This window comes from Nonomuraea sp. NPDC050153 (assembly GCF_044460125.1).
Classification (GTDB): Bacteria; Actinomycetota; Actinomycetes; order Streptosporangiales; family Streptosporangiaceae; genus Nonomuraea.
The window spans coordinates 23641-29938 of sequence record NZ_JBITJQ010000063.1 but is presented as its reverse complement, the minus strand read 5'-3'; the positions used below and the strand labels follow the sequence as shown (position 1 = coordinate 29938).

Here is a 6298-nt window from a genome sequence, read left to right as displayed (position 1 = left end):
GAGCCCGCTCCTGTCCGCAGGTGTGACACACCGGGAGAACCGCCGAGATCGCCCCAACTCGGCCGTACCGACCAAACCCTTTGTCAGCAGGCTCTAAGGGGGTGTGTGGCTCATGGCCACGATGAGACAGAGCACCCCGACGGGCGACCGGCGCGTGCGCCGCACTCACGCAGCCCTGCGGGGCGCGCTGATCCAGCTCGCCGAGGAACAGGACCTGGCGCAGATCACCGTCGCGGACGTGACCGAGCGGGCGGGGTGAACCGCACGACCTTCTACAACCGCTGCCAGGACGTGCACGAACTGGCCGAGGTCGCCTGCACCTCCGTGATCGACGCCCTGATCGAGCCCCTCCCCGTCCTCGATCCCGCACCGGCCGGCCCGGACGCGGACCCCGCCCGGCCCCTCGTGGCCTTCTTCGACAACCTCGCCGAGCACGCCGGCCTGTTCCGCAGCCTGCTCGGCAATCAGGGCAGCGCCCGCGTCATCGGCCATTTGCGCCGCCGCATCGCCGCCACCGTCCACGTCGCCGTACGCCTGAGCACCGACGCACCGCCGAACGGCACCTCCCCGACCGACATCCCGCACGACGTACCCGCCGCGTTCACCGCCGGCGCGCTCCTCGGCGTGGCCACCGACTGGCTCGAGCGCGACCGCCCGCGAACTCCGGCCGAGATGGCCGAACGGACCTGGCCCCTCCTCGTCGCCCACCACCTCACCGACGCCGGGAGCATCGGCGCGTGAGGCCAGAGGGCTTCACTCACGCAACAGCGCGCCACCGTTGATCGACCAGGTCTGGCCGTTGATCCACGCGGCGTCGTCGGACAGGAGGAAGGTGACCACGCCGGCCAGGTCTTCCGGCTTGCCGAGCCGGGGGCTGGGGATGGTCTGCCGCGTGAACTCCAGCACCTCCGGGGTCAGGGCCATCGTCGTCGCGGACTCGGTCAGCACGATGCCGGGGGAGACGCTGTTGGCGCGGATGCCTTGTTTGCCCCAGCGGTTGGCGATGTGGCGGGTGAGTGCGTTGACGCCGGCTTTGCTGGACTGATAGGCCGCCCGCACGTGGTCACCGACGTGCGCCGCGGCGGAGGCGGTGTTGACGATCGCGCCGGCGCCCTGGTCGAGCAGCACCGGCAGAACGGCACGGGCGGTGCGCGCGTAGCCGATCAGGTTCACCTCGAAGGTCCGCCGCCATACGGCCGGGTCCATGTCGAGGAGGTCACCGTCGCGGCCGAGCACGGCCGCCGAGGCGTCGGCGGCCACGTTGAAGAGCCCGTCGACCCCGCCGAACTGCTCGACGGCAGTGCCGACGAGCGCGCGGACGGATCGTTCGTCGGTGAGGTCGAACTCGACGGCCAGGGCGGTTCCGCCGATGTCGGCGATGCGCTTGGCGGTGGCCTGCGCACCGTCGAGGTTGATGTCGCCGACAACGACCGCGGCACCTTCCGCACCGAGGCGTTCGGCGGTGGCGGCGCCGATTCCACTCCCACCACCGGCGATGATGATGCGCTTTCCGTTGAGACCTTGCATGATGCCCTTCCTGAAATGGTGTGATATCCGTCTTGTCGGCACATTTTCCGGAGCGCGTTCCCCGACGCTCAGCGGGCGGCGTCCATGGTGCCGCCGCCATCGACCATCAAGGTGTGCCCTGTGATGTAGCCCGAGGCGTCACTGGCCAGAAAGACCGCCACTGACGCGACATCGTCAGCGGTGCCAAAGCGCCGCAACGGAAGCTGGGCCAGATAGGCATCGCGCCCTTCGTCACTCAGGGACTCGAAATAGGGCCGCGCCGCCTCGGTCTCGGATGCGGCCGGGCAGATCGTGTTGACCCTGATCCCGTCGGGACCCCACTCCTTGGCCACGACCCGCGATGTCGCGCGGATCGCTTCCTTGGTGGCCGCGTAGGAGAAGTGCTGCGGCAGTCCGAGCACGCCGGCGGCCGAGGCCACGTTGACCACGCTTCCCTTGCGCGCCTTGAGATACCGATAGGACTCCTGCAGGAAGTAATAGGTGCCGAACAGGCCACTCGTCAGATGCTGCAGCAGGTGCGGCTCGTCGGTGTCCAGGAACGATCTCCGGATATCACGCAGGTTGTGGGCGTTGTTGACCAGGATGTCGATGCCGCCCCACTTGGAGACCGTCCGCTCGACGGCCTTCCCGACCTGATCCCGTTGGCTTACATCGCACTCGATCGCGAGACCCGGCTCGCCGTGTTCGCCGAGCTCGACCGCGACGTTCTCGGCCGTGGCGGGGTTGAGATCGACGACCGACACACGGGCGCCGGCCTTGGCCATCGCGATCGCGATGGCACGCCCGATCCCCTGCCCGGCCCCGGTCACGATCGCCACTTTGCCTGTCAGCACACGAGAATCCATGGCCGCGTTCACCGCGCGACCGGCAGTTCGCGGATGCCACAGATGACGGTGCCATCGCGGAATGTGAGCTGCGGATCGCAGGGGCGGCGCATGGCACGCGCGCCAGGGACGGTGGCGAGATCGGGGGATTCGGTCGTGGTCATGGATTTCTCCTCTCGGGCAGGCGGTGCTTCCACACCCACGTTAGCCGACGCTCGTCGGTTAGACGACATGTGTCGGCTTAAAATAGTGAGAGACGCGTCACGCCGACACTGCCGCAGGCTGTGGGAACCACAGGGACTCCCCGCGTCATCGACCACATGCGCAGCCGCACCACCGCAGCCGTTCACATCGCCGTCCGCCGATGATCTCCCGCTTGGACGCTCCGTGACCGACTCGCCGACGGTGTGTCGGCCGGTGCGCTTATCAACTGGCCATCGACTGGCTCCACCGCGAGTGACGACATGAGCTTCCAGTTCACTTCAGGAAAAGGCCCTTCCCTGAAGTAATCTGGTCGCGTGCCTTCGCCCAAGCCCAGCTCGCCCGTTCCGGCCCAGGGGCAGGATCGCAAAATCACTTCACGAAAGGTTGTCAGCCTGTCCGGCGAGCTCGACCCGACCGATGACGATCTTGGCGTGTGGATCGAGCGCTACCTCGCCCTCGCGGTGAGGGGGTGCGCTCCGCCGAGGTGAGCGCGAAGATCAGCCGTCACCTGGAGCGGTTGCGCGGCTGGCTGGCCGCCGGGCTCGGGCACCCGCGCGTCTCGGCGGTCACCGTCCGCGAGATCACCGCCTGGCGCGATCATCTGGCCGCCGCCGGGGGGCGCCGCAAGGACGGCGGCGCGGTGGCCATGGCCCCGGCTACGGTCAACAACCACCTCGCCCACGCTTCGGCGCTGTTCTCGTGGATCAGCGCGCACGCTCCGGCCGCGCTGCTGCCGGGCGGCGATCCGACCAAGCGAGTCGAGCCGCTGCGGCTGCCCGCCCCCGAGGTCCGTGCGCTGAACGCCGCCCAGGTGCGCACCGTCAAGAACGTGCTCGACCGGTTGGAGTCCTTTCACCACCTCACCGGCCGCCGCCACCGCAGCGGCGGCCGGAGCTCCACGCACCGCCACGCCCGGCCGCTGCGTGATCGCGCCATCGTGCACACCATGCTGGGCACCGGGCTGCGCCGCGCCGAGATCGCCGGCCTGGACCTGGCCCAGTTGGAGCCGCACGAACCCGACCAGCTGCGACGGGTGAAGAAGGCCAAGCTGAGCGGGGTACGCGGCAAGGGCCGCACCAGCCGTAGCGTCTTCCTCGGCCTGGACGCCTGCACCGCGCTGGCCGACTACCTCGAGCACGAACGCGGACGCGATGCCACGGCCGACTCGGCCGCGCTGTTCCTGGCCGCCTCCTCTATCGCCGCCCGTCGGCCCGACGGGCGGCTGTCTCCGCGCTCGATCAACACCATCGTGGCTGAGATCGGCGCCATCCACGACCTGCAGATCGCCAGCGACGACCGGCGGCTCGGCAGGCTGCGCCCGCATGACCTGCGCCACACCTTCGCCTACCTGCTCTCCCAAGCCTCCGGCCACAACCGGGCCGAGCTGGAACGCCGCCTGGGCCACGCCAACGAGCGGTACCTGAAGCTGTACACCAACCCGCCTGAGGAGATCGCCGCCGGCTACGTCGAAGATCTGTAACCGCGTTCGTGTGCGGCGCCGTTCGTCACGTGGCACCAGCCGCCGAACATGCCCTGACGTGGGGAATCAGCTCCCGGCTTCCGGTTCGGCTCGCGCCTGCAGGCCCGCTGCCGATGTTCGCTGCGTACTGTCTGCAGCGTGACGGCGCGGTCCCTCTGTCCATCGGGGACATGGCGCGTGTTCAGGACTGACCGGTGACGAGGAGGGGCCAGGTCAGGGTGGCCATCTCGGCCGGGGTGCGCGGGCAGCCGCGCTCGAGCCAGTCGGTGGCCACGCCGAGGAGCGCGCCGGCGATGAACGCGGCGGGTACGTCGTGCGGGATGTCGGCCGAGGAGATGCTGTCCGGCGCGGCGCCGGCCTTCCGGCGTACGGCGACGTGGACGGTGATGGTGATGCGGCCGCGGATGTGGCCGATGACGCGGGGGCTGCCCTGATTGCCGAGCAGGCTGCGGAACAGGCCGGCGTGCTCGCCGAGGATCTCGAAGAAGGCGACGAGGGAGCAAGCGGGGGCGGCCGCGGCAGGGTCGAAGGCGGGCAGAGACTCGATGAGGTTGTCGATCGTCGAGGTGCAGGCCGCCTCGGCCAGTTCATGCACGTTCCGGTAGTGGTCGTAGAAGGTCGTGCGGTTCACCCCGGCCTGTTCGGTCACGTCCGCGACGCTGATCTGCTCCAGATCCCGTTCCTCGGCGAGCCGGATCAGCGCGCTGTGCAGGGCCGCGTGAGTGCGGCGCACGCGGCGGTCGACGGCCGGGGTGCCGTGGTGCGTCGTGGCCATGGCCACCACTCTACATTAACCGACACAAGTTGTTTTGCCGACATGTGTTGGCTAGCTTGTGCTTGGGGCGTCCGCTCGGTCACGGACAGGACCCGGCATGAGGCTCGATCCACAGAGAGAATCCACATGAAGATCACCGGCTGCCGGTCGCCTGGTGACCAGCACGGCAGTCGGCAGACAGGCGGCCCGAAGAGGCGAGACCGGGGACGCCGACGCGCACCGCCGATGGCCAGCCGACCTCACGGCAACAGAGCGCAACGATTTCATCACTCTAGATCAACACGTGAAAGATAGGGGTGCCCCTCATGGGCAAGCTGAACGGCAAGACCGCGGTCATCACTGGAGGAAGCAGCGGGATCGGCCTGGCGACCGCCAAGACGTTCGTCGCCGAAGGCGCGTATGTGTACATCACCGGCCGCCGCACGGAGGAACTCGGCAAGGCCCGAGCCGAGATCGGCCGCAACGTCACCAGCGTGCAGGGCGACATCTCCCGCCTGGCAGACCTCGACCGCCTGTGGCAGCAGGTCAAGGACGAGAAGGGCTCTGTTGACGTCATCGTCGCCAACGCCGCCCATGGCGAGCAGGCCACCCTGGCCCAAGCCACCCCCGAGCACTTCGACAGGGTCTTCTCCGTCACCGCCCGGGGCACGTTCTTCACCGTGCAGAAGGCGCTTGGGCTGCTCAATGACAACGGCTCGGTCATCCTGATCTCTTCGGGCGGGCACATGGACAGCACACCGGACTACACCGCCTACTACGCCGCCAAGGCCGCCGTGCGGTCCTTCTCCCGCACCTGGGCGCGCGAGCTCAAAGGCCGCGGGATCCGGGTGAACACGATCAGCCCGGGAGCCATCGACACCCCCGCGTTCGATGCCGCTGAGGACCCGCAGGCTCTGCGCACCGCCATGGCCGCCATGGTCCCCGTGGGCCGCATGGGCCTGCCCGAGGAGGTCGCCGCGGCCGTGCTGTTCCTCGCCGCCGACGACAACCGCTTCACCACCGGAGCCGACCTCGTCGTCGACGGCGGCCAGACCCAGCTCTGACACCCCCGGCTACGGCATCACGCGGGCCCTCACCGCTGGCGATCGAGTCGAAGAAGACCACGGTCCAGAGCTCCGCGGGAGCGCTCACATGGGCCATGTACGCAGAGAGCGGCAAAGCTTGCCCGCGAGTTTCGACATCGTCTGACCGCTGCACCGGCCGCGAGTGTCGAGGAACTTGAGTAACACCCCGGAGGGCTGTGGGCTGCACGGCAGCCACAGCCCTCCGGCGGCGATCAGGACAGCGGCCGTCGCGTCCGGGCCCTGGTAGTGGGCGGCGAAGGCGCTGTGCCACAGCGGGCCGCACAGGTCGCCCGCCCACTCGACGGCGTCATTCCATTCGGCGGCGTCCGCCCAGGAGTCCCACTCCTTCAAATGAAGGTAGATGCCCATCGCGTCCCTGCCCTTCGCAGGTCGTGTCCCTTTCCCTCCTCTGCATCCCTGCACG

The 6298-nt window shown here is 68.9% G+C and carries 9 protein-coding genes; 4 read left to right on the top strand and 5 right to left on the bottom strand.

From position 1 onward, the window contains the following. The first annotated feature begins 121 nt into the window (after window positions 1-121). Both ACIBQ1_RS60460 and ACIBQ1_RS60455 read left to right on the top strand, forming a co-directional pair. A complete protein-coding gene (locus ACIBQ1_RS60460; RefSeq protein ID WP_397292504.1) occupies window positions 122-259 on the top strand; it encodes a hypothetical protein in 138 nt (45 codons plus the stop codon). Next, window positions 256-741 carry a TetR-like C-terminal domain-containing protein gene (locus ACIBQ1_RS60455; protein WP_397292502.1) on the top strand — a complete coding sequence of 162 codons (486 nt, stop codon included), beginning with the start codon at window positions 256-258 and terminating at the stop codon, window positions 739-741. Before ACIBQ1_RS60460 ends, ACIBQ1_RS60455 begins: the two co-directional genes overlap by 4 nt. Before the next feature lie 12 nt (window positions 742-753). Here ACIBQ1_RS60455 and ACIBQ1_RS60450 read toward each other — a convergent pair whose 3' ends face one another. The 3 genes from ACIBQ1_RS60450 to ACIBQ1_RS60440 form a co-directional block, all read right to left on the bottom strand. Beyond that, window positions 754-1527 (bottom strand): SDR family NAD(P)-dependent oxidoreductase, encoded by a 774-nt coding sequence (locus ACIBQ1_RS60450; RefSeq protein ID WP_397292501.1) that lies wholly within the window; start codon window positions 1525-1527, stop codon window positions 754-756. A gap of 68 nt (window positions 1528-1595) precedes the next feature. Continuing rightward, window positions 1596-2360 carry an SDR family NAD(P)-dependent oxidoreductase gene (locus ACIBQ1_RS60445; RefSeq protein ID WP_397292499.1) on the bottom strand — a complete coding sequence of 255 codons (765 nt, stop codon included), beginning with the start codon at window positions 2358-2360 and terminating at the stop codon, window positions 1596-1598. Between the two features lie 20 nt (window positions 2361-2380). Beyond that, the gene (locus ACIBQ1_RS60440; RefSeq protein ID WP_397292497.1) at window positions 2381-2515 is read right to left on the bottom strand and encodes a hypothetical protein; all 135 of its coding nucleotides are present in this window, start codon (window positions 2513-2515) and stop codon (window positions 2381-2383) included. 509 nt (window positions 2516-3024) lie between these two features. On the opposite strand from ACIBQ1_RS60440, the gene ACIBQ1_RS60435 reads away from it, so the two are divergent. After that, entirely contained in the window at window positions 3025-4035 is a 1011-nt protein-coding gene (locus ACIBQ1_RS60435) for a tyrosine-type recombinase/integrase (protein WP_397292495.1), read from the top strand. A gap of 181 nt (window positions 4036-4216) precedes the next feature. Here the strand turns inward: ACIBQ1_RS60435 and ACIBQ1_RS60430 are convergent, their stop codons facing one another. After that, a complete protein-coding gene (locus ACIBQ1_RS60430) occupies window positions 4217-4810 on the bottom strand; it encodes a TetR/AcrR family transcriptional regulator (RefSeq protein WP_397292494.1) in 594 nt (197 codons plus the stop codon). Between the two features lie 305 nt (window positions 4811-5115). On the opposite strand from ACIBQ1_RS60430, the gene ACIBQ1_RS60425 reads away from it, so the two are divergent. Beyond that, window positions 5116-5853 (top strand): SDR family NAD(P)-dependent oxidoreductase, encoded by a 738-nt coding sequence (locus tag ACIBQ1_RS60425; RefSeq protein ID WP_397292492.1) that lies wholly within the window; start codon window positions 5116-5118, stop codon window positions 5851-5853. A gap of 84 nt (window positions 5854-5937) precedes the next feature. Here ACIBQ1_RS60425 and ACIBQ1_RS60420 read toward each other — a convergent pair whose 3' ends face one another. Continuing rightward, window positions 5938-6243 carry a hypothetical protein gene (locus tag ACIBQ1_RS60420; protein WP_397292490.1) on the bottom strand — a complete coding sequence of 102 codons (306 nt, stop codon included), beginning with the start codon at window positions 6241-6243 and terminating at the stop codon, window positions 5938-5940. Window positions 6244-6298 lie beyond the last annotated feature (55 nt).